Here is a 21,650-nt window from a genome sequence, read left to right on the forward strand (position 1 = left end):
TCCTCTAGGATTGAATCAGGCCAAACAAAGAAAAAACACCCCTCGTTTGACGAAGGGTGCGGACACGGTACCACCTTGTGTTTTACTTAGCCATAACGGTGGCAACCGAAGCGGATCAACCGGCAAAGCGTCGTGACGACCTATTCCCGGCTTACACCAACCCGGGTCGCTTAAGTGCGGTCGCTTCTCCTTTGCCATCAGCCTGATAGATATTACTGTTAGAATATGATTTTTGTTTAAGATTGTCAAACGAAGCGCCGCAATTCCGGCGATTTCGCCGCCGGTCGCCGCGGCGTTTGGTATAATAAGGCTACTAATGTAAGGGATTGGCGCGCATGAAACCACTGAAAATAAAAAAATGGCCTTTGTTATTCCTCATCGCCGGCGCGATTGCCGTGTCGGCCGTGACCACCACGGTGTTGGCGAATAACACCACCCTCACGGTGCGGGCCAGCGTCTTAAACGTGCGGCTGGGCCCTGGCCTCGCCTACAACGTGATGGGCCGCGTCAACAACGGGACGCAACTCACCGTCATTTCAAAATCAAACTCCTGGTACCAGGTGCGCCTGGCCGGCAACAAAATCGGCTGGGTCGCCTCGTGGCTGGTCGACCAAAACGAGCCGTCGACGAGCTCGGCCAAGGTCGCCACGGTGACGCAAGCCGCCAACGTGCGCGCCAGCGCCAGCACCACCGCCAAGATTCTCGGCCGCCTCAGCGTCGGCGACGCGGTGAACGTCGTCTACACCGAAGGCCCCTGGAGCCAAATTGCCTACCATAATACTGCGGCTTGGGTCGCCTCGCGCCTGATTCGCGACACCGGCCGCACCACGACGCTTAGCACGCCGACGCAGCGCGCAAAGACTGCCACCACCGACCGCACCACGACCACGGCCAGCACCGCCACCAGCGTCACTGCCACGACGGCGGCCAACATTCGCCAAGCCGCCGGCCTCAACGCCCGCGTGGTCACGCGGGTGCCAAAGAACACCAAGCTGGCCGTGATCAAGCAAAGCGGCGAATGGTATCAGGTCAAAACCAGCACCGGCAAAACCGGCTACGTCGCCGGCTGGGTCGTCTCCGTGCCAGGCGCCACCTCCGGCAAAGTCGCCACGAGCCTCGGTGAAGCCACCATCGTGTTGGATCCCGGCCATGGCGGCAGCGATGCCGGCGCCTTATCGACCAATGGCAAGTACGAGAAAACCTACACGCTACTGATGGCCAAGGCCGTGGGCGCGGCGCTGTCGGCGCAAGGCGCCAACGTCGTGTACACCCGCGACACCGACAGCTTTGTCGATTTGGAACCGCGCGCGGCCACCTCGCGCAAGCTCAAGGCCGACGTGTTCATCTCCTTCCACTTTGACTCCAGCCCCAAGGCCAACTCGGCCACCGGCTTTACCAGCTACTATTACAGCAGCGGCAAGAGCAAGACCTTGGCGAGTTACTTGGACCGCGGGTTCACCAACTTGAACCTGACCAACCGCGGCATCGCCTTTGGGAATTATCAGGTGCTGCGCGACAACAGCCAGCCAAGTGTCTTGTTGGAAATGGGTTACATCAACACCGACAAGGACTTCAAGGAAATCAGCTCGGCGACCTACCGCCAGCAGGTGGCCACAGACGTCACCCAGTCCCTCACCAGCTACTTCAAAGCCGGCAATCATCAATAAACCAAAAGACGCGCGCCGCGCACCCCATTCGGGATGCGCAGCGCGCGTCTTGATGTTACGACAGCAAATCGAGCACCGCCGGCAGCGTTTGAATCGTGGCGTCGGCCATCGGCGCATCGTGGTAGCCGTCGATGTCAAAATAAATCCCGGCAACGCCGGCGGCCTGCCCGGCCACTACATCCAACTGTCGATCCCCAATCATTGCGGTGCTGGCGGGCTGCAGGCCAAAGGTGTCGAGAATGTACAACACGGCATCCGGCGCCGGCTTGCGCGCCAAGTGCTGTTCGCTGGTGACGCCGCCTTTAAACAAGTCGGCCAAGCCGTCGCGACGCAGTAGCGCCCAGGCGCTGTCGTCGCGGTGCGTCATCAAGAAGTTCTGGCCCCCGGCGGCCACCACGCCGCGCAACACCCGTGCCGTGTCCGGATAGGCCTGCGCCTGCATCACAAAGCCGGACACTTCGCGGTCGTGGTAGTCGGCCCACAAGGTATCGTAGGGCACGCCAATGGTTTTGCCGATCCGCGCCAATTCCCCGCGCACTGAGCCGTGCTTGATGGTGGTGAACAGCGCCGCACGCTCGGCGGTGACGCCAAACTTGGCGAGCGTGGCGATCAACGCCGTGAGTATCCCGGGATAAGTATCGTACAGCGTGCCATCGAGATCCCAAATCACATTGTTAAGCACGAGCTTCCTCCGTATCAAAAATAATCGTCACCGGCCCATCATTAGTGAGACTCACCTGCATGTCCGCGCCGAACTCGCCGGTGGCCACGGGAATCCCGGTGGCGGCGAGCTCGGCACAAAACGCCTGGTACAATCGCTCGCCCAGGGCCGGGGCGGCCGCCGCCGTGAAACTCGGCCGGTTGCCGTGGCGCGTGTCGGCATACAGCGTGAACTGCGACACCACCAAGACGCTGCCGCCGACTTGCGCCAACGCCAGATTCATTTTGCCGGCGGGGTCGCTGAACACCCGCAGCTTGGCAATTTTATGCACCAACTGGGTCACCGTCTCCGGTGTGTCGCTGGGCCCGACGCCGAGTAACACCAAAAAGCCACGGTCGATTGCCCCGTGGACTTGATTGGCGATAGTAACTTGCGCGTGACTGACGCGCTGAACGACTGCTCGCATGGCTACTCCTTTAACTTTGGGCGCGCTTGACTTCGTAAATGTCGGGAATATTCTTCACCGCATCCATCAGCCGGTCGAGGTGCGCGAGGTTGCGAATGCCGACGGTGACGTGAATGTCGGCCATTTTGTCGTGGTCGACGCGGCCGATGACGTTGTTGAGGCTCTTGGTTTGCGCGTTCAAGGCCTGCAGCACATCGTTCAACAAGCCGCTGCGGTTGTAGCCGTAGATTTCCAAATCGGTATCAAACAGCTGGCTTTGGTCGTTGAGATTTTGCCACTGCACCTCGATCAGCCGGCCGGCCATTTCGCTGTCGGCGGCGACATTCGGGCAGTCGACGCGGTGAATCGTCACGCCGCGACCCTTGGTGACGTAGCCGGTGATGGCGTCACCGGGGACTGGGTTGCAGCATTTGGCCAAATGCACCAGCAAGTTGTCGACGCCTTCGATGACGACGCCTTCTTGCGTGCGGCTGGTCGGCTTCTTGCCTTCGTGGCTGACGGTGGTGACCTTTTGGTTGTTGGCTAAAATTGCCTCTTCCTTGGCCTTTTGGTCGGCGGCTTCTTTTTCGCGGCGGACTTTTTCGGTCAGGCGGTTGGCAATGATCTTTGGCGTATACTCGCCGTAGCCGATGGCGCTCATCAGCTCGGCGTCGGTGCTGAAGTTGAGCCTGGTCAGCAGTTCCTTCATTGGGGCCTTGCCGATGAAGTCCTTCGGGGCAAACCCCATTTCCTGCAGCTGGCGCTCCAGCATGTCCTGGCCCTTTTCGGCGTTGGTTTCCTTGTCTTCGAGCTTAAAGTACCGGCGAATCTTGTTGCGGGCGCGCGAGGTGTAGACCAGGTTGACCCAGTCGCGGCTCGGCTTGGAGCCGGCGCTAGTGAGCATCTCGACGATGTCCCCGTTTTTCAGCTGGTAGTTCAGCGGCACGATTTTACCGTTGACCTTGGCGCCGACCGTTTTGTTGCCGACTTCGGTGTGGACCATGTAGGCAAAATCCAGCGGACCGCTACCCTTAGGTAACTCGTAAACGTCTCCCCGCGGCGTGAAGACATACACGCGGTCGGTGAAGATATCGCCCTTCACGGATTCCATGAAGTCGTTGGCGTCGCTACTTTCGTCTTGAATCTCCAGAATCTCCCGGAACAAGTCGAGCTTCTTGCCGTTTTGGTCGTATTGGACCTCGCTGGTTTGTCCTTCTTTATACGCCCAGTGCGCCGCGACCCCATATTCGGCGACGTGGTGCATCTCCTCGGTGCGAATCTGGACCTCCAGCGGCTTGCCTTGCGGGCCAATCACCGTGGTGTGCAGCGATTGGTACATGTTGGCTTTCGGCATCGCGATGTAATCCTTGAAGCGCCCCGGCATCGGCCGCCACTTGGTGTGAATCGCGCCAAGCACCGCGTAGCAATCCTTGATGGTTTTGGTGATCACGCGCACCGCCAGCAAGTCGTACAGCTCGTCGAATTGCTTGTGCTTGTCGCGCATTTTTTTATAAATCGAGTAGATGTGCTTTGGGCGCCCGTAAATCTCGTAGCTGATGTTGAGGTCGGCCACCGCGGCTTGAATCTCCTTGATGGCGCCTTGGATGTAGGCCTCGCGCTCGGTGCGCTTGGACTTCATCAGCTGGGCGATGCGATAGTATTGCTGCGGGTTCAAGTAGCGCAGACTGAGGTCCTCAAGCTCCCACTTAATGGTGCTGATCCCCAGCCGATCGGCGAGCGGTGCGTAGATTTCCAGCGTTTCGTTGGCGATGCGGCGCTGCTTGTCCGGCCGCAGGTGCATCAAGGTTCGCATGTTATGCAGCCGGTCGGCGAGTTTGACGAGAATGACCCGCATGTCCTTGGCCATCGCCAGCAACATCTTGCGGTGATTCTCGGCCAGCTCGTCTTTGTGGGCGACGTAGGTGACCTTGCTCAGCTTGGTCAACCCGTCGACGATTAAGGCGGTTTCGCGGCCGAAGACTTCTTGGATGTCGCCGAGCGTGATGTTGGTGTCTTCGACGACGTCATGCAAATAGCCGCTGGCCACCGTCACCGGATCCATTTTCAACTCGGCGAGAATCCCGGCGACTTGAATCGGGTGGATGATGTAAGGCTCGCCGGACTTGCGCCGCTGGTCCTTGTGGACATAGGCGGCGAAGTCATACGCTTTTTTGACGAAGGCCAGGTGCTCGTCATTCATATACTCGCGGCACATCGCCATGACTTGGTCTTGGGTTAATTCGACTTCTTCAGCCATCGTTTGCCTCCCCAATTACAATAAAAGCACGCGTGGTCGCGTGCCGATACTTGTATTATACGGAAAACCACAGAAATTACTAGTCCTTGGCGCGGGCCAACAGGGTCAACACCCAGTAAATCACAACGAAGAAATAATCGTATCGCGCAAACCGCCACACCACCATCACGGCAAACAGCACCGGTAAAACCAGGCTGTACCACCACGGTAATTGACCGTTGCGCAACCACCGGCCGATGATGATCGCCCAAGCCATGTTCACCAAGATGAACAAGAACCCGACGCGAAAAGCCACGGACCCGCCGGCGAATTTGATGACCCAAGGCATGATCAGCGTCAACACGACGCTGATCCAGACAATCATGCCCGCCTTGGTTTTTCCCCATGTGATTACTCTACTCATCTAGCTGAACTCCTTGCAATTCGCTCAGCGCGGACACGGCGCTGAGCAGGTATAATGGTGCGGTTTCCGTACGCAAAATGCGCGGGCCTAAACCGGCAGGCACGAAACCATTGGCCGTTAACCCGGCGAGCTCCGCGGGGCTGATTCCGCCTTCGGGGCCGAACACGACGGTTAACGCCTGCGGCCTCCCCGCGAGTGTCGCCACCAACCCGGCGGCCTCACCAGCTTTGGCACTTTCTTCATACGCCACCAGCTTTGCTCCGGCTGGCGCCAGCGTCTTAAGGTTAGCGAGAAAACCCACCGTCGGCACGAGGTTGCGGTGGCTTTGCTCGGCGGCGCCCAGGACGATGGCCTGTAGCCGCGCCAACTTCTTGCCCCGGCGGTCCGGCGCCCACTTGCTTGTGCCCCATTGCCCATTATAAAACAGAATGTGCGCGGCGCCGAGCTCGGTCGCTTTTTGCGCAATCCACTCGGCCTTGTCGCCCTTGCCCACGCCGCACACCACTGTCACCTCAAGCGGCAGCTCGACTGCGCGGGTCACGTCGGCGCCGATGCTCACCGTCAACGGCGCCACGGCCGTGATGGTGGCGACAAACGCGCGGTGCGCCGCATTCACCAACTCGAATTGATCGCCGGTCGTTTGCCGCAGCACCTTCAGCGCGTGGTGGGCAATGGTGTCGCCAAGGGTCACCGTGGCCCCGGTGGTAAACGCCTGATCGCTAAAGTATCGATTCATGCCTGCACCTCAGCGACTAACCCATACCAGTCGCCTTGCCGACTCAAGGTGGTGATGGTCAGGTGAGCAGCGGCCAGCGCGGCTTGAATTTTCGCCAGCTGGTCGTGATAGATGCCGCTAAGAATCACCTGCCCGCCAGGCAACAAGTGTGCCGGTAACTGCGGCACCAGCGGCAACAACACCTCAGCCAAGATATTCGCCAAAATCACGTCGGCACGCAGGCTCACCGTGGCCAACAAGTCGCTGGCTTGCACCGTGATTGGCGCCGGCGGATTCAACGCCAAGTTGCGCGTCGCGTTGGTCACCGCGACGGCGTCGACATCTGTGGCCAACACGCGCGTTGCCCCAAAGTCTGCGGCCACCAACGCCAACACGCCGCTGCCGGTGCCGACATCGATGACGGTTTCGCCGCCGCGCAAGGTCGCCTCCATCAAGCGAATCATCAATTGCGTCGTCGGGTGACTGCCAGTGCCAAAGGCCAAGCCGGGATCAAGCTTAACCACGATTTCGCCAGCTTGTTGCGGCGCGTAGTCGCCCCACGCCGGGGCAATCGTCACGTAGCGGGTGACGCGCACCGGGTGGTAATACTGCTCCCAAGCCGTCGCCCAGTCGGCTTCGTTAACGCCGCTGGTGGTGACGGTGCCCTTGCCTAACGCTAAGCCGAACTGTGGCAGTTGCGCGACTTGCGCCTGCAGCGTCGTCACTAGCTCCGCGGTGTGGGGCCCCGGCGCAAAAAAGCCGGTCACCGCTGCCCCACTGGCGCGATGTGGCACGCCAGGCACCACGGGATCGGCCGCGTCAACAATTTGAATCCCTTCAGCCCCCGCCGTCAGCAAGAAATTGCTCGCGGCCGAAACGGCTTCGCTGCTTGTGTCGATGGTAATGGCTAACCAGTCCATAGGCGACTCCTAGTACTTCGGATACGGGATCCACGTGGTGTGCGCGGCCGCAGGTTGGGCGGCCACGGCGGCGGCATAGGCCGCTTCATCAAACGTCAGCGCGAACGTTTCCGCGCTGCTGGTCCCATCGACAAAGTCAAACAAGTCGCTTTGCCCGTCGTTGAGCAACGTCTGCAGATACACGAAAAAGCCATCGAGGTGCGCTTGGTCGAGCCCTTTTTTGCCCGCAAAGCCGATGGTGGTCAGGTAATTATCCGCGTAGTCCGCGCCCTTAAGCCGAGTTTGATCATAGAACAAGATCGCGTCGCTATAATCGATTTCGCCGTCTTGAATCTCGCGGCCGTCTTGGTCCTCGACGGCAAACTCGCCGGCGGCTTCCGTGTACATCGTCAGCTCCAACTCAAAAACGTGCGCTTCTTTGTCCCAGTTCAAGTCGAGGTCGCCATCAAAGTCCAAGGCGTCCATTTTGTCGCCAAGATAATCGAGTAAATTGGTAGTCATGGTTTTCCTTTCGCGTGCGTTGTTCCTCCTATCATAGCCCACAACCACCAATCAGCAAAGCAGATTAGAGAAAAGTTGCGTGACTCGGTATACTAGAACCAACCGGAGGCTATTATGGATAAACTGACTTTGCGTACCACCATCGCGGACATCGCCGACACTTTGACCAGTGAGCAATTCACCGAGCCGCAGCTGGCAGCCCGCCTCGCCGCCTGGCAGGAACAGGCCCCAGACGCGACGCCGGCCGAGCTCACCACTTACGCGCTGAACGAGGCGCGAACCTACAGCGAGGAATTGCTGACGCGGGTGCTCACCGCCGTGTTGGCCGATTAATCGAGCTTTGCTTTCACCTTTGCCGGCAGCGCGCTAGCCACCACCGGATTGGGCCCGCTGATCACCCGTTTTTGCGAAATCGTGGCCTTGACATAGGTGCCTGGCGCCAGCCGCTGCGGATTGGTTTTCTCGAGGCTACTAAAATCGACGTGCCGCACTTGGCCGCTGGTGGTCACCCAGGTCACGTGCTTGTATTCGTAGGTGTAGACCTGCTTGCCGTTAATTCGATACGGCGAGCCGTCGTCGTTTTTCGAGGCGACCTTTTGGCTTGCCCCTACCTTGGCGTAGGCCGTTACGCCGTGGTACGTCGTGTCCCAATAGCGATACACCTGCCAGCCACCGATGGCCAGTAATGCGACAACAACCAAGCCAATGATGCGTTTTTTCATCGTAACGCTCCTTGTGGGTCGGACACGACGCGTGACCGGTGGCGAATCAATACCGCCAGCACCACCGCGTGCACCACCAAAATAATCGGCATGAAGTTGGGAATTAGAATATAGGCAACGAACGCGCAGGTGCCAATGGTGTTAGTCACCATCAGCTTCACCGAGCGCAGCGACTTGGCGTAGGCCAACACGTGCAGCAATAACCCAACTAGCGCCAGCCACCACCACTGGTTCTGCCACGCCAGCAACAACTTCGCCACGGCACCGACGCTGAAGCCTTGCGCCACCGCCATGGCCCCGGCGCCGGCCAGCATCACCGCGGCAAAGCACCAATATAACACACCGTATAAGGCTGGCAGTTTGATCCAAGAGAGTTTCATCGCGATTTCCTCCTACCCAATTAAATCTAGTATAACTTGCAACTCCGAGAACGCCATTTTACCGGAACACCTTTGCAAAATTCTAAGCATTTGCTATACTAAGAAACGTTGTTATGGAGAGTTGGCAGAGTGGTAATGCAACGGACTCGAAATCCGTCGAACCGGGTCATTCCGGCGCGCAGGTTCAAATCCTGTACTCTCCTTATCTAGGACTTTGTTGGTCTTCGTTGAAGCCCCGAAATGCTGATATATAGGCATTTCGGGGCTTTTGGTTTGCGTTGCTTTTCGTTGTTTTTAAATCTTGCGTGCATTTTGTGTGCACCGCTAGTGCAGTGGTACCAACGGGTTTCAATGACGTATACCAATTCGTGTGCAAAAATCGATGCGCAATATGAGCATATCGTTGATTCATCGAACACATGTTTGTATAATGCTTCTGAGGCGAAGCGCTATGAAAGATTTCGGCTACTTCAATCAAATAGCAATCTTGATTCGTAAGGAATTCCCACAGCTCGGATGCTGGGCGTTGCCTAGCTGGCACGTCGAGGGGTTCTCAATCACGCTCGACTACTACATCAGCCAAGACGCGCACGCAACTGTCACCCTGTACTGGGGTGGCGATGAGCCAAATTAATAGGAAGTAACACGTTTCAGATTTCATTCTTGGAGCGTGTTTGTGGCAAAAAAATATGCCCTCGACCAGATGGCCGAGGGCATTGTTGTCTAGTACTTGAGCTTTTGCCCAGGGTAGATGGTGTACGGGCTCTTGATGTCATTCTTCGTGGCCAGCGTCGCCCATGCCACGCCCAGCTTTGAGCCAATGCCGGACAGAGTGTCGCCAGACTTGACCGTGTAGGTGCGTGCCGCAGGAGCAGCCATAGTGGCCCCGTTGATGATGGCCTGCACCTCATCGTACCAGGTGCCAAGGATAGCCTTCCGGGTCGAGCCGGTGCCGAAGACGCCTTTCTTGGTCTCGGCCGCCAGGGCCTTCATCGCGGTCGCCTTGCTAGTGGACTTCATCAGGTAGTTGGCCGCGGCCTGCACCCCGGTGTAGTACTTGCCGAGCGTCTTGACCCGGGTCTTGCCGTTGCCAGTCTTCCCAGCGACGGTATCGGTGGCCATGCGCCAGACCGTTTTCTTTTTGGTCGAGTAGGTGGCCTTCTTAGCAACAATCTTAACAGCAGTCGTCACCTTGGCGGCCGCCGTCTTGACTTTGCTAGCCTTGGCAATGGCGTTCCAACCTGCTGCACTGACATATGCAACATTTCGATCAAGACTACCACCTGAGCTGAACTGCCAGATAGTTGCTGACTTCCAGGCTCCGGTGGAGTAGATGAAGGACGGCACCGTCCAGCTGGCCGCATTAGTCGGGTAGCCTGCGATCCACAGGCCGCAGTACGGTGCGCAGGAAGCTACCTGGGCGATTGCCGAGGCCTGCACGTAGATTACTGGCCAGACGCCCGTCTTGCTATGGATGCGCTTGACGAAGGTAAGCGCCCAGGACTTGCTCCCCCAGGCAGCGTTTTGACCGGCTTCCCAGTCCAAGGCCAGGATGCCCTTGCCGACATAGTTCTTGATTTGCGCGATGAAGTAATCGGCTTCCTTGGCCGGGTCACCACCGCTGGCGTAATGGTAGAGCCCCCGCAGGTGCCCCGCCTTGCCCGCCGCGTCCCACTGCGCGTTACACAATGGGTTGACGTAGCTGCGGCCCTGCGTGGCCTTGATGATGGTGAAGTCGATGCCGGACATGCCGGCTTGAGCGGCCGTCTGGTAGCTCGACACGTCGATGCCTTTCATAGTCATGCGTTATCCTCCTTCTTAGGCTTATCGTAGGTCAGTGCCTGCGAGCTGTCGCCCACACCAGCAGTGGTCGGGTCAACGGTAACGCCTAGCGCCGTGGCCACCATAGCCGCCACGTTCATGACAGTGTTCACGGTGTCATCACTGATACCCAGCCCAAAGCTGGTGTTGGCAATATAAAAGCAGGCACCAATGATGCCTGCCCAGAACGGCCACGACTTTAGCCGGGCCTTCATATTCAGTTTCATGCTGATTCCTCCTGATTTTTGATTGGCAAGGCCAGTACCTTTTTATACAAAGCCTCACCAGTGCCGTTTCCGCCTAATGCTTTGTAGCTGGTGAAAAGATAACCCAGGTCGTCTAAGTCGCCGGTACTGATGCTCCCGCGCTCTATGTGCCCATTACACAGCTCGTATATCTCGTGGTGTAGTAAAGCCACCATGCCAGCGTGTTGAAGCCGGTCGTTGTCTTCCAGCATCGCGAGTTTACGCTCATGGGCGCCGCGGTCTAATTCGATTCGTCTCTTGATTGTCTTCGCCCCCCAAACGATTGCGCCCACGATGCCGGTACCAGTGATTGCGGTGACAACCGTATTGAGATGCACGACGTGGTCTATAAATTCTGGATCGAAAGGATTCACACTTCTGCCGCCTTCTCCCCTGTCAGTTCGTCCGCCTCGGCCTGTGTCAGCCACCCGATGGACACAAAAAGCGGCAAGTCTGCCGCCGTGTAGATACCCATCTGATAGTAAAGTTTTATTTGGTCAGCCATCTTTTACCTCCATTTCTGCCACCCGCTTCATGAGCGCCGCGTTAGTCAGCATGAGTTGGGCGGTCGTCTTCATCATTTGCGCGTTGATTAAGTCCTGCGCGTCAGGCACCGGCATATCAGCCGCCTTGGCGAGTTCATTCGCCTTTGCTTGATCAACGGCAAGGTGCCCATCAATCAGTTTCGTTGCTCCCGGAATCGCTTGTTCTAGCTCCGACTCAAGAACCAGTTGGTCGCCACTCGGGTCAGTGCCATAGCCAGTCAAGTACCCGTCAGCGTCAGTCTCAAATGAAATGCGATAGTACAGCTCACCACCAACCAATTTTGACACTCCGACAATAATCTTACTTGCAATGTCGTCAGGGACTTCCACGTCACCGTGAACGGGTGATGTTGCAATAATGTACCCGTCTCTGTCTGTCTTTAGCTTAAGCTTCAATATTCGTACACCCCCTGTAATACCTTGCTCGCAGCTAAGTTTGACCCGTTGTTGGCATATCCCTTCAAAGTTGTGTCAGTAACATAGATGTACTTGATGCCGAACGTGTTCTTGCCAGCGTTTCCGACAAAGCAATCAATACCGCGTCCACTATGGTCAGCAGCAAACCATTTCGGAATGAATGTCATCGTATAGTCGCTTGCCCCCGGAGCGTTCGTTTTACCAGTGCCCCACAATAGAACAATTCCATTCAGGCAATCACTAATGGGCTTAGAAAGGGTGAGCGTCGTAGTGCCGCCCATGCCCCACGCGCCTGACCATAGTTTTGTTCCAATCGAGTTCAGTCGTGATAGCCCCCATGCATCTAAGACACCGGAGGTCACCTTGTTGTCGGCCGAGATGGTTTGTAGTTGTAACCCCAGCGGGCCGATACCGTACACATCCTTGGACTTGTCATTGTTGACGTGAACTACGTCTAGCCCACTATCGAGGCTCATCATCATATGGGAATCGTCTTTCAGTACTGTAACGGATTCTCCGTCAATAACCACCGACGAAACCGTGTTCGAGTCCTTGTCCAAGTTCAGCACCTGCACAGTCCCGGTATCAGAGTCCAGTTCAGCTACAGTGGACGTTCCATCAAGCGCCACGTGTTGTGCCTGTACAGAAGACCAGTTAGCAGCCACAAATGATTGCTCACCATTAGCCTTGGTGACCTCGTATACTACGCCGTCTGCGGCGGTCATCGCCCCTTCGTACGTGTTTCCGTCTTGGATACTAGGGGTGAGTACAATCATTGCGCCATTAATGGTTCCGTCTGTATCAATGCTGAATGTTCCACTTTCATTAGCAAAGGTGCTACCAGTGATAGTCTTACCCACGATGTTATCAGCAATTAGGCTTGATTCGATTTGCGTATCCTGCCAAGTTTTCCCGTCCCAAGTCTTAGCAGATGCTGGAGTCGCACCATCAGCCGGTTGCAACCACACGGCATTGACTGGCAAGTTGGCCGTGTCAGGCACGGTCGCGGACTTAATGAAGGTTCTATTTGCATAGGCTGATGCCTGTGCTTTTTCGGCAACTTGAACAGCGCTGGCGGCAGTAGTCTGAGCAGTGTCAGCAGTATCCTGTGCGGTAGACGCAGTAGTCTGCGCAGTGTTAGCTGTGGCCTGTGCTTTATCTGCTTTATCATCAACCGTAGCTGCGTAGCTAAAGGCCGTTGTAGCCTTGCTGACTGCATCTTCAGCAGTTTTAGCTGCCTGTTTAATCTGCGCTGATGTCTGGTCATGCTCAATTTTAAAGTCGCCTAGTATCATAGTGCTGTTTGACGGAATCGAGTAACACTTGTCAACCTCAAGCACGGTCGCTGACAAGTATAAATTCTGCGCTTCGTCTTCAACGCTAACGGTATCGCCCTTGCTTAGCTCAGATGGCACACGCGCCATCGTGACGGTGTAGTTCACGGCGGGGTGATTGTACTGCTTTAGGTCAGCCAGTGCAGACTGCAATAGGGTAGCTTGAGTCGTGGCATCATAAGTCTTCACCATTTGTAGATGGCTAGACTCTGGTGTTGGATTGTTATTGCTCCGCAGGCGAGACCATGTGCGGATAGCGATAGTGTCGCGCAGTACCCCGTCACTTCCGAGAACAAACTGGCCAGTCGAGTCGGTCCACTTATATCCCACGAGATTAAGCGGTGCAGTCTTGCCGTCTGTCGTTGAACCATAGGCTTTAATGCTTGTGTGTAAGTCAGCCGTGCTGGTCTCACTCACAATCTGGCTAATATCAGTGCCTTGCCGTAGCGTCACGTTGGTGTTACTACCCAGCTTGTTCACCACGTTTAGATATCGGTGTACAACGGTCATGCCCTCAATCGTAAATGTATAATAGAGGCTTACGCCGAAGTCATTTGCAACTTCCAACATGCGGTCATAGCTAGTTTGCTCGCTGGTAAATTCAAGCGTGCGTACATTGGTAGGGATTTCGTTGAGGCCAAGTTCCCAGCCGGAATCTGCGCAGAACATGGCAAAGTATTGGGCAAATGTCATCGCTTTGGTAGCCGTGTGGGCTCCCACAATTTCATTTTTCAGATCATTACCGGCATCATCAGCCTGAAAGTTGATTGAGCACCCGGTGTTGTCAACCTGCGTGTTCTGAATCGTCATAAAGTGCCCAACACCGCGGTCGTCTTCATAAAGTATATAGTTACCGCCCTCGCCCACAACCATATTGATTGCGTCGTTCAGGTCATCCTTGGCAAAGTAAACATTGCCAGTCAAAGCGACAGTACTTGCTGTGGTGCTTTGTGCTTCAATCTCACCGGCTATCCTAAACCGTCCGCGTTCAGTTGAGGCAATACCCAGCAGGTTATACTGGCGGTCCGTAAAGTAAAAGTCCATTATACATACGCCTCCTGATAATTGACTGTGATAGTTGGCTGGGTCGCCCAGCTGCTGCCATCAACTGTAATTGTGTTATTGCCGGGTGTCAGATAGAAGTCGTCCCAATGATTGCCGATTTCTTGCAGTCCACGGTCCTCAACGCCGTTCACTAGAATCTTTTTGTTTTGTGTATCAATCGTGACCACATCGCCATCCGCAAACAAATTGGGAATGTCTGTGACTGTCGTCTCATTTTCCCAAGTGAACTTAGTATCTGTTAGCTCAATGTCAAGGTCGGCATTGTTTGAGTACTTCTGCGGCCAGATGGTTACACCAGTAATTTCCATTGCGCCAAGTTCTGCCATCGTGGTTGACCAGTGCCAACTGTGTTTGCCATTTATTTCATCCAGCTGCCAAGTTATGGTGTTACCCTTGCGTGTTATCTTAGCCTCAACGAATGTCTTCCAACTGGATGGAATTGCATAAGACTTAAGCGGGTGTACGGTGTCGCTCAGCGTCCCGACGACACATTCAAAAGTACGATTTGCGGACGTATCAAGAGAATCACGCAAGATCGCTGCAATACCGCTTTTACCATCATTTTCCAAGTTGTACTCGACACGCCCAAAGCCTTTTTTCGTCGGCTTGAAGTCAACGCGGTTAGCGAATGTAAAGTAACCAGTCCTGACGCCATTGATATTGGTTCCGATCCCCCCGTGGATAGCCGGACCGTGCCAAACAGCGGCCGAGTTAGAAGCCCAAACTGGGGTAGCTACTTCTTTACTTGACCCCATACCAAACTTGAGCGACCCGTCAAAAGCGTTTGGATACTTGCTGTCATTCAAGCGGTATGGATAAGCCGTCACGCAGCTTTTATTTATCTCGGCGCCCGCCGGCTGGCTTCTGTAGCTCCACCAAAGTGCCCGGTCAGACTTAGTGCCATAGATCTTGTCCGGCGATTCAGCGTCACCAAACTCAAGGTAGCCACCAGCTGAGCTTGCAAGGCCCAAAAATCCATTGTCACCGCTCATTGTGGCTGTAATGACGGGGTAAGACTTATAGCTGCCAGCGTTATTAAAGCTGACGGTGTCCGTGCCGTCAGTGTTGGTAGCTGTGGTGGTCGTCAGTGAACGTGCAACGCCATCGGGGACAATAAATGACAAGCTGATGGTGCCGCTTCGCCAGTCCTCAGCAATAGTTGGCTGGCTATCATAAATCGCAAGATAATACACACCAATGTCATCACCAACGATTAGTTGCTTCGGTTCGTCAACGTCAATTGCGGCCGCAAGCTCACGGCGTAAGTTCGCAAGGTTAGCATTGGTGATAATGCCGGTAACCGTAATAGTCTTGGCGTCGCGGCTCATGTATTGCCACAACTGACCGTCTGACTGTCCGACCTTGACCATGGTATTGCTGTGAGCGGTCCCTACGTTGCGCTGCACGTCCGTGACATCGATCCATTGGCTCAACTCGACGCCGTTATAGATTAAACTTATTCCTGTCATAGTCACCTCCTAATCCTGCCATGACGTCCTGAAGCTATTCTGACGGTCGTTATATGCCTTTACCTTTGGTGCTACCTTCGGGTAGAACTGGTCATCGCCAATTTGCACGTTGAAGCTGAGCTTCGTAATCAGCACGCCTAAAGCATTAATAGCGGCGATAAGGTCGCTGTTATCAGCCTGTGCAGGTAGCTGTGTCTGTGCCGAGGCTTGACTGGCATTAATCTGCTGTACCGCCTGTCCCAGCAGTTGCCATGCACGACTAGCCTTTGATGCTGACAGTGGCACAACCATTTCAGGGCCTGCTTCACCGCCCACTGCCATACGGTTACCCGCCGCAGATAGCAATGTTGGCGTGTTGATAAGGCCACCATTGGCATACCAATCAACACTAATGTGAGGCAGCGTGTGATGCTTTATCCAGTCCAATGGATTCATACTGCCGGAAATGTCAAAATGCGGTAGCGGAATGTGCGGCAATCTGATGCGAAAGTTGAATAGTCCTTTGATGCCATTCACAAGTCCGCCAAGCAGATACTTAGCCGTCTGGATCGGGTGCAGAATAGCATTCGCGACTCCGCCAAAGATGCGGCCAACGACTCCGCCTAGACCGCTCCAGCCACCCCTAATGTGACTTGCTATCCAATCAACGCCACTGCCGGCATACTTCCTGATACTGGACCATGTGCTACTAGTCTTGGAATTAACGGCTGTCCACGCGTCTGAAATGTGTGACTTAACACTGCTCATGCCACTCTTTGACTTAGACTGGATACTGCTTAAGCCATCACTGACGTGCTTCTTAACGTCTGACCATGTGCTGCTAGTTTTGTCCCCAACGTTGCCCCAAAATGTATCCCATGACTTTTTAAACTTCTTGTTGGCCGCGGCTTGTTGCTTTTCCATTTGAGCATTCGACCTGTCATTTTGTGTTTTAATGCCTTTCCACCACTTGGCAATGCCTGTGGCACCTTTTTTGGCATCAAAACCAAGCTTGCCAAGCCAGTCCTTAGGCTTAGCCTTCGCATTCCAGCCATCGGTGAACTTCTTGGTTGCGTCTCCTGCCCATCCGCCGACTACTTTACCAATTGAGGCACCAACGGCTGCTCCCAACGGTCCACCGAAGAAGAAGCCAATGCCACCGCCAATAGCAGTGCCTGCGGTTTCACCGACTGAATGGAACTTCTGGCCGACTGTGCCACTCTTGCCGAATGCCTTTGTCAGGTCCTTGATATCACTGATTGCATCATACGCGATCGTGACTACTGCTGTTGCCGTCCCAAACTTTGACCCTGATAACTTCTTTAGGTTATTTGCAATGGACTGGCCAAGACTTGACGCACCGAGCGATTTCAGCCCGCTGTAGACACGGCCAACAGCGCCTGCAAATTCAAGCACCTTTTTTGTCGCCCACAGTCCAGCCAAAACTTTTACCGTGTCTTGAATGCCGCTCTTGTTCTTAACAATTTTGTCGAGAATGTCATGAACAGTACCAAGCGGGTCCTTCATCGTCTTAGCATTCTTGCCACCAACACCTAGCCAGCCTGCAATGTCTTTGATCGTTGTCTTGGCGATTGACCAGACTTCACCACCGACAATCTTAGCAATGTCCCACAGGTCGCTTGCAATGCCTGTTACGTCTTTTTTGTGAGCAGAAATGTAGTCTAGGCCCTTTTTCGCCATGTTAGCAACGTAGGCTAGCCCATTGCCAAGGCTAGTAGCCGCATTTTGTACAACTGGGCTAGTTATCAAAGATGATAGGCTTGCCATGCCTGAGTTTTTAACTTCCAGCAACGGTGCCGCCAGCTTGGCCTTTAAGCTCGTCCAACCACCCCGAATTTGCGCCATCGCACCCTCGGCAGTCTTGCCGTAGGTTTTAAAGGTGTCACCTGATGTTGTTCCAATTTTGTATAGCAAATTTTGAAAATCGGCGCTGGAGATTTTACCCTTGGCAACCATGGCGGCAAAAGCACTTTGGGAGACACCCGCTGCCTTAGCAAGCTGTGCGCCTAGTGTCGGCGCCTGTTTTTCTAGCCTCGTCAATCCACCAGAAGTTAAGTCACCGCTGGCGACCACTTTTTGCATGGATTTTGCCAGTGTGTCCATGCCTGAACCGCCAATGTGAGACGCCGTGGCAATGCCAGCTAAGCCTGCGGAAATAACGGTCGTTTTTTCCGTCACACCGTGGGTGAAGCTGTCAACGGACTTCTGCATTGTGTTTATTTCTGTGCCACTCGCCCCGGTTTGCGCACGGAGATAGCCCATCTGATCGCCAAGGATCTGAATGTCATTGGCATTCTTACCCATGTTCTTGCATGTGTCATTAATCTTTTCACCGGCCTCATCTAGCTCAAGGCCGCTTGTGATTGTTGACTTGAGACTGCTGGTGAGCGTGCTAAAGCCATTGCTAATTGCATTGGTGACCAGACCACCTGCGACTATCTTCTTAAATAGTGACGGTGTCTTTTCGGCTTCCTTGTTCGTTCCAGATATAGCAGTCTTAATCCGAGTGAATACAGACGGGTTAGCCTTCTTCATGGCAGAATCTAATTCAGTCATGCTGGTTTTAGTCTTTGCCAAAGCAGTAGCCGTCTCGTTGACTCGCGTTACCTGAGTTTTGTATGCACTACTGTCCTTACCACTGGCAGTGGCGACACGCTCCAATTCTTTTTCTTGTGCTGACAGCTGCTTGTTCAGGTTACTGATGCTGTCCTTGTAACCCGTCATCTGCGCTTTGTTGGCTTCTTGCTGCTTGCCTTCAGCCTTGAGCCGCTCAACATAGCTGCTAGAAATCGTGGTGATTTGCTTGTATTCAGTCTGTAAGCTAGCCAGTCCTGACTTCTGATATTCAAGACTAGTTTTTGCCCGCGTCTGCTGGGATTCAAGCGATTTTAGCTGGGTAGTAGCGGCATCAATGTCCTTTTGATATTTGAGATAGCTTGCCGCGCCATCTTTAGTCGTGACGTCCAGGCCCTTTTGCTTGTCACGTAGGCTGTCAATTTTGGACTCCTGTGCCTTGATGGAATCGCCAAGGCCCTTGTAGCGCACCTCGGCCGCCTTTAAATACTCGCCAGTGGACTTGAGTGCAACTTCCTGCGACTTCCACGCATTTTTTGTTGAGCTGATAACGGCATTAAGCGACTTTAAAGACGTTTCGGCTTTGAGCGTGTCAAGCGCGACCTGCGTGCTCATCTCGGCTTGAATTTTTTGTGCCATGCTTATTACACTTCCTTTTAGAAAAAAAGGGATAGGAGGCTAGGCAAGCCAACTATCCCATGCGTCACATCAAGCCTAGCCCTTTGAGCATTTGTTCGGGGTCTTGCTGGCGATCCTCTGGTTTTTTTGCCATTTTAAGCTCCAAAAGCTCATAGAACGGCGCGTCTAACCACTCGTCAGGTGTCCAGTGCAGATATACCAATGTGTCTTGCCCCGACAGCTTGAGGTCTTCTAGCTTGTTACGAAGCTCAAACACCGTTTTACGCTTATTCGGCTTCGCTTTTGTCGTCCGCCTGTTCTGCCTCACGGTTCAACTTGGCAATATCTTCATCACTTAAGCCCTGCACGCGTAAAATAACGTTGTTTGCAATTTCGACTGTCTCGCCAAACTCTAAGTCGTCTAGCTTTTCCTGCTCCTTCTGGTTGAGCCTTAGTGTGTCCGTGATGTAATTAATCACGTCATCAATCAGCTTCTGCTGTTGCTTAAGCTGTTCTATCGGCGTTAGGTCCGCGTCTTCAACGTCATCGACCTGCGCCATCATAAGCTGTAAGGCCAACGTGGCCTTCATAACGCGGTTGGTCACCTTGACGATATGCTCACGGCTGCTTAGTTTAGCTTCTTTAATTTTCATTTCACATTCTCCTTAAAAGATTAACGCCGACAGCACGGCTTGCACGTGCTTGCCGCTAGTGCCGGCTCGTATCCTCAATAAGCCCATGCGGGTGTTCGCTTACTTGCCAGTACCCGTACCAGTACTCGTGCCAGTACCCGCTACATAACCACCCATGACGTCCTTCAGCATTGCCGCTTCATCAAATGACGCGTCTTGGCTGTTGTAAATCTTGAAAGGCTTGTGACCGAAAGCAATTGTGTCGAGCGCCGAAATGGTCAGCGCATCATCGACAATCTGCTTATTGTCGTCGTCAGTTTGAATGTTGGCTTCGCTTTCAGCCGCAGTGCAGTTACCAAAGCCGAAATAAACACTGCCGCCCGACAGACTACCAGATTCAATCAGAACCGCAATATGAGCAGGTTCATCGGCTGGAACCCATCCACCCTTACTATCGCTCACAAAGCCCTTAATCTTTTGTTTGACGTCAAAGTCTAGATTGAGCCCGTCCCAAGCAATCTGTGGAGACGCTGCCCCATAGGTCACCTGCTGGGCTACGTTGTTCCCGTAACGCTTGGTGCTAGAGCCAACCAGACCAGTGATGTTGGCCGTTTTTGACCCCATATCCTTAGTGTCAACTTTATAAAGCCCATCTGCGCTTAAACCTGCATCACCTTTTAGAATCTGTTGGGTGATTGGATCAATCAGTGCAAACGACACCATGTTCAGTCCTACTAATGCCATAAATTTAGCCTCCTAAATATTCTTTTCACGTGAAAAATAAAATGTGTTCATCAGTTGCTGTGTGTCAGGATCTAACGTTCGCTGACGTACTGCCGCGACTTTCCAACCAGCGTGAACAAACGCCTTCATTAGCGTTACTTCAAGCGCCTCTGGGTCGTCGGCAAAATCTTGTGAGTACCAGATTTGTACTTCAATCTCTTGAGCTAATCGCCAGAAGTCGTTGTTTCCATATCCAGAAGGATTATTGGCAGTATCAGTCACCAACACCACTGTCTTGCCCAGACTATCCGCAGCCTCTTTGGGTAAGTTGTTGCCATAAACTTCATCTATGCCAACTAAAGAAGCGGCGCTAATCAAAGCAACCGCATCATCTACTGCCGCCATCAATCACCGCCTCCATTCAGTTTGCTAATTATCTTTTTATACTCCGCCGCCTCAGCTTCACACACGGCGTCTTTAGCATCATCGCGGGCGTTATCAACAAAGTGGTCACCGCGAATGTATTTAGTGCCATCGTTCAAAAATCTGGCTACAAACTCCTTTTTGGTGAACCCTACAACCGACTTACCATCATGTCTGCCATCAACATCACCAGTAGCACTGGCAATGTCATCGGTTAAGTGCCCGTACTCGCCGCCGGGCCCCTTTGTGTTTGGGTGCTTTGCCTTGGTGGTTTCTGTCAGTTTCTCCGCCAGAACGTCGGCTCCAGCCTTTGTGATTTTCTCCTGCTGTTTAGCCGTCAGCTTAGCGGCTTCGGTGACCTGCTTTTGCCACTGATCCAGTGCTTCGTTAAAGTACATGGCTATGCTCCCTTGGTCGTCTTGACTAAGGTCAGGTAGTCATAGCGAATGGCGTCATTTGAATCATCCGGGCTAATGTCCGAAATGTCATACACGATGCCATCAAGGCGTGCCTGCTTCTGCACAACGTTGCGGGCGTCATGCCGTGTAATGATGGTAATGGAGTTATCCAAGCGTGTTCCCACAAGCGTGTACTGCTGTGTGAGCGTCCGCTTCTGTTGCTTGAAATGCAGGCTATACACCGGCACGAAGCTAGAAATGTTTACCCCGGCACCAGTCCTGTGCGATTGCGGCTTGCCTAGCTCAACCGTTCGGCTAAAATCGGCCGACTTAAAACTAACCATCCGTCTCACCGACCTTTGCGTCTTGGTCACGCTGGATTTTCCAGCGAATGCTGTTGATCATGTATGCGTAGCTGGGCGGATAGGCTTTGTTTTGATCTGATAGGGCACCGCGTGAATAATACATGTAGTCAACAAGTACCCGCACCGCTTGATTAAACAACGGATATGCCCTATAAACATCAATCCCAATCGTGTCGTCAATGGCCCCAGTAACTGCATCCTCTGCGGTACTGATCATATCGACAAGAATTGAAGCATCGCCATCGGCGTCAAGATTAAGATATTTTTGCATGTCTTCCGGGGTAACCCCTTGACCATCTGCCATATTCAGCCCTCCCTTAATAGCCGCCCGTCATATCGACGAATTGTTT

Annotated in this window: 27 protein-coding genes and 1 tRNA gene; 4 read left to right on the forward strand and 24 right to left on the reverse strand. The window is 54.0% G+C overall.

Annotated elements, in window-relative coordinates; all coding sequences use genetic code 11:
* Positions 1-335: 335 nt before the first annotated feature.
* Positions 336-1,667, forward strand: coding sequence for an N-acetylmuramoyl-L-alanine amidase family protein (locus tag FD02_RS04205; protein ID WP_056950749.1), 1,332 nt, complete (start codon positions 336-338; stop codon positions 1,665-1,667).
* Between the two features lie 55 nt (positions 1,668-1,722).
* Here FD02_RS04205 and FD02_RS04210 read toward each other — a convergent pair whose 3' ends face one another.
* The 7 genes from FD02_RS04210 to FD02_RS04240 form a co-directional block, all read right to left on the reverse strand.
* The gene (locus FD02_RS04210) at positions 1,723-2,349 is read right to left on the reverse strand and encodes an HAD hydrolase-like protein (protein WP_054722724.1); all 627 of its coding nucleotides are present in this window, start codon (positions 2,347-2,349) and stop codon (positions 1,723-1,725) included.
* Positions 2,342-2,794: a D-aminoacyl-tRNA deacylase gene (dtd, locus tag FD02_RS04215; protein ID WP_054722722.1), complete on the reverse strand. Its 453-nt coding sequence runs from the start codon at positions 2,792-2,794 to the stop codon at positions 2,342-2,344. The genes FD02_RS04210 and dtd overlap by 8 nt, the downstream gene beginning before the upstream one ends.
* 10 nt (positions 2,795-2,804) lie before the next feature.
* Positions 2,805-5,030 carry a RelA/SpoT family protein gene (locus tag FD02_RS04220; protein ID WP_056950753.1) on the reverse strand — a complete coding sequence of 742 codons (2,226 nt, stop codon included), beginning with the start codon at positions 5,028-5,030 and terminating at the stop codon, positions 2,805-2,807.
* Between the two features lie 79 nt (positions 5,031-5,109).
* On the reverse strand, positions 5,110-5,433 hold the full coding sequence (locus tag FD02_RS04225; RefSeq protein WP_054722720.1) for a hypothetical protein: 324 nt from the start codon (positions 5,431-5,433) through the stop codon (positions 5,110-5,112).
* Positions 5,426-6,169 carry an RsmE family RNA methyltransferase gene (locus FD02_RS04230; RefSeq protein WP_056950756.1) on the reverse strand — a complete coding sequence of 248 codons (744 nt, stop codon included), beginning with the start codon at positions 6,167-6,169 and terminating at the stop codon, positions 5,426-5,428. The genes FD02_RS04225 and FD02_RS04230 overlap by 8 nt, the downstream gene beginning before the upstream one ends.
* Positions 6,166-7,068: a 50S ribosomal protein L11 methyltransferase gene (gene prmA, locus FD02_RS04235; RefSeq protein ID WP_054722718.1), complete on the reverse strand. Its 903-nt coding sequence runs from the start codon at positions 7,066-7,068 to the stop codon at positions 6,166-6,168. The genes FD02_RS04230 and prmA overlap by 4 nt, the downstream gene beginning before the upstream one ends.
* 9 nt (positions 7,069-7,077) lie before the next feature.
* A complete protein-coding gene (locus FD02_RS04240; protein ID WP_056950759.1) occupies positions 7,078-7,569 on the reverse strand; it encodes a DUF3013 family protein in 492 nt (163 codons plus the stop codon).
* 114 nt (positions 7,570-7,683) lie between these two features.
* On the opposite strand from FD02_RS04240, the gene FD02_RS04245 reads away from it, so the two are divergent.
* Positions 7,684-7,902 (forward strand): hypothetical protein, encoded by a 219-nt coding sequence (locus FD02_RS04245; protein WP_082603296.1) that lies wholly within the window; start codon positions 7,684-7,686, stop codon positions 7,900-7,902.
* Here the strand turns inward: FD02_RS04245 and FD02_RS04250 are convergent.
* Positions 7,899-8,291, reverse strand: a complete 393-nt coding sequence (locus FD02_RS04250) for a DUF1093 domain-containing protein (protein ID WP_056950762.1) — start codon at positions 8,289-8,291, stop codon at positions 7,899-7,901. The genes FD02_RS04245 and FD02_RS04250 overlap by 4 nt on opposite strands.
* Complete coding sequence (locus tag FD02_RS04255; RefSeq protein ID WP_054722711.1) at positions 8,288-8,671, reverse strand: hypothetical protein; 384 nt, start codon at positions 8,669-8,671, stop codon at positions 8,288-8,290. The genes FD02_RS04250 and FD02_RS04255 overlap by 4 nt, the downstream gene beginning before the upstream one ends.
* 115 nt (positions 8,672-8,786) lie before the next feature.
* On the opposite strand from FD02_RS04255, the gene FD02_RS04260 reads away from it, so the two are divergent.
* Together FD02_RS04260 and FD02_RS04265 are read left to right on the forward strand one after the other, a co-directional pair.
* Positions 8,787-8,874: transfer RNA gene (locus tag FD02_RS04260), tRNA-Ser, on the forward strand.
* 284 nt (positions 8,875-9,158) lie between these two features.
* The gene (locus FD02_RS04265) at positions 9,159-9,305 is read left to right on the forward strand and encodes a hypothetical protein (protein ID WP_235806668.1); all 147 of its coding nucleotides are present in this window, start codon (positions 9,159-9,161) and stop codon (positions 9,303-9,305) included.
* A gap of 89 nt (positions 9,306-9,394) precedes the next feature.
* Here FD02_RS04265 and FD02_RS04270 read toward each other — a convergent pair whose 3' ends face one another.
* From FD02_RS04270 to FD02_RS04335, 15 genes are all read right to left on the reverse strand, one after another.
* Entirely contained in the window at positions 9,395-10,474 is a 1,080-nt protein-coding gene (locus FD02_RS04270) for a LysM peptidoglycan-binding domain-containing protein (RefSeq protein ID WP_056950767.1), read from the reverse strand.
* Positions 10,471-10,719, reverse strand: coding sequence for a phage holin (locus FD02_RS04275; RefSeq protein WP_054722704.1), 249 nt, complete (start codon positions 10,717-10,719; stop codon positions 10,471-10,473). Before FD02_RS04275 ends, FD02_RS04270 begins: the two co-directional genes overlap by 4 nt.
* A complete protein-coding gene (locus FD02_RS11455) occupies positions 10,716-11,111 on the reverse strand; it encodes a hypothetical protein (RefSeq protein WP_235806669.1) in 396 nt (131 codons plus the stop codon). Before FD02_RS11455 ends, FD02_RS04275 begins: the two co-directional genes overlap by 4 nt.
* A complete protein-coding gene (locus tag FD02_RS11055) occupies positions 11,108-11,242 on the reverse strand; it encodes an XkdX family protein (RefSeq protein WP_082603297.1) in 135 nt (44 codons plus the stop codon). Before FD02_RS11055 ends, FD02_RS11455 begins: the two co-directional genes overlap by 4 nt.
* Positions 11,235-11,678 carry a hypothetical protein gene (locus FD02_RS04285; protein ID WP_054722700.1) on the reverse strand — a complete coding sequence of 148 codons (444 nt, stop codon included), beginning with the start codon at positions 11,676-11,678 and terminating at the stop codon, positions 11,235-11,237. Before FD02_RS04285 ends, FD02_RS11055 begins: the two co-directional genes overlap by 8 nt.
* On the reverse strand, positions 11,675-14,077 hold the full coding sequence (locus tag FD02_RS04290; protein ID WP_054722698.1) for a phage tail spike protein: 2,403 nt from the start codon (positions 14,075-14,077) through the stop codon (positions 11,675-11,677). Before FD02_RS04290 ends, FD02_RS04285 begins: the two co-directional genes overlap by 4 nt.
* Positions 14,077-15,567 carry a distal tail protein Dit gene (locus FD02_RS04295; protein WP_056950770.1) on the reverse strand — a complete coding sequence of 497 codons (1,491 nt, stop codon included), beginning with the start codon at positions 15,565-15,567 and terminating at the stop codon, positions 14,077-14,079. The genes FD02_RS04290 and FD02_RS04295 overlap by 1 nt, the downstream gene beginning before the upstream one ends.
* 9 nt (positions 15,568-15,576) lie before the next feature.
* On the reverse strand, positions 15,577-18,780 hold the full coding sequence (locus FD02_RS04300) for a tape measure protein (protein WP_056950773.1): 3,204 nt from the start codon (positions 18,778-18,780) through the stop codon (positions 15,577-15,579).
* 64 nt (positions 18,781-18,844) lie between these two features.
* A complete protein-coding gene (locus FD02_RS11460; RefSeq protein ID WP_054722683.1) occupies positions 18,845-19,036 on the reverse strand; it encodes a hypothetical protein in 192 nt (63 codons plus the stop codon).
* Positions 19,037-19,046: 10 nt separating this feature from the next.
* Positions 19,047-19,412 carry a phage tail tube assembly chaperone gene (locus tag FD02_RS04310; RefSeq protein ID WP_056950776.1) on the reverse strand — a complete coding sequence of 122 codons (366 nt, stop codon included), beginning with the start codon at positions 19,410-19,412 and terminating at the stop codon, positions 19,047-19,049.
* Between the two features lie 99 nt (positions 19,413-19,511).
* On the reverse strand, positions 19,512-20,135 hold the full coding sequence (locus FD02_RS04315) for a phage tail protein (protein ID WP_056950778.1): 624 nt from the start codon (positions 20,133-20,135) through the stop codon (positions 19,512-19,514).
* Between the two features lie 12 nt (positions 20,136-20,147).
* Positions 20,148-20,519 (reverse strand): DUF806 family protein, encoded by a 372-nt coding sequence (locus FD02_RS04320; protein WP_056950780.1) that lies wholly within the window; start codon positions 20,517-20,519, stop codon positions 20,148-20,150.
* On the reverse strand, positions 20,519-20,935 hold the full coding sequence (locus tag FD02_RS04325) for an HK97-gp10 family putative phage morphogenesis protein (protein ID WP_054722679.1): 417 nt from the start codon (positions 20,933-20,935) through the stop codon (positions 20,519-20,521). The genes FD02_RS04320 and FD02_RS04325 overlap by 1 nt, the downstream gene beginning before the upstream one ends.
* Positions 20,936-20,937: 2 nt before the next feature.
* Positions 20,938-21,279: a phage head closure protein gene (locus FD02_RS04330; protein ID WP_054722677.1), complete on the reverse strand. Its 342-nt coding sequence runs from the start codon at positions 21,277-21,279 to the stop codon at positions 20,938-20,940.
* Positions 21,272-21,604 carry a head-tail connector protein gene (locus FD02_RS04335; RefSeq protein WP_054722675.1) on the reverse strand — a complete coding sequence of 111 codons (333 nt, stop codon included), beginning with the start codon at positions 21,602-21,604 and terminating at the stop codon, positions 21,272-21,274. Before FD02_RS04335 ends, FD02_RS04330 begins: the two co-directional genes overlap by 8 nt.
* Positions 21,605-21,650: the final 46 nt, after the last annotated feature.

This window comes from Lacticaseibacillus nasuensis JCM 17158, from assembly GCF_001434705.1.
In the GTDB taxonomy this organism is placed as follows: Bacteria; Bacillota; Bacilli; order Lactobacillales; family Lactobacillaceae; genus Lacticaseibacillus; species Lacticaseibacillus nasuensis.